The sequence below is a fragment of the Microbulbifer okhotskensis genome (assembly GCF_023895975.1).
In the GTDB taxonomy this organism is placed as follows: Bacteria; Pseudomonadota; Gammaproteobacteria; order Pseudomonadales; family Cellvibrionaceae; genus Microbulbifer; species Microbulbifer okhotskensis.
This window is the reverse complement of the sequence record NZ_JALBWM010000595.1, coordinates 1-211: the sequence shown is the minus strand read 5'-3', so window position 1 is coordinate 211 and position 211 is coordinate 1. Positions and strand designations below refer to the sequence as shown.

At 60.7% G+C, this 211-nt stretch carries 1 protein-coding gene; it reads left to right on the top strand.

Annotation, left to right across the window (positions count from 1 at the left end):
* On the top strand, positions 1-211 hold a 211-nt coding region (locus MO867_RS23400; protein ID WP_444875298.1), incomplete at both ends, for a hypothetical protein.

Sequence of the window (211 nt, the reverse complement as noted above, 5' to 3'; positions counted from 1 at the left end):
CCGTCGTCGAAGGGCTGGGATGCAAGGCGATTCGCGTACGCGAGCCGGAACAGATTCAGGCCGCCCTGCAGCAGGCCAAGGAACTGATGCACAAGCACCGTGTACCTGTGGTGGTTGAGGTCATGCTGGAGCGTGTCACCAACATCGCCATGGGCACCGAAATCAATGCCATCAACGAGTTCGAAGACCTGGCCGAGCGCGGCATAGACGC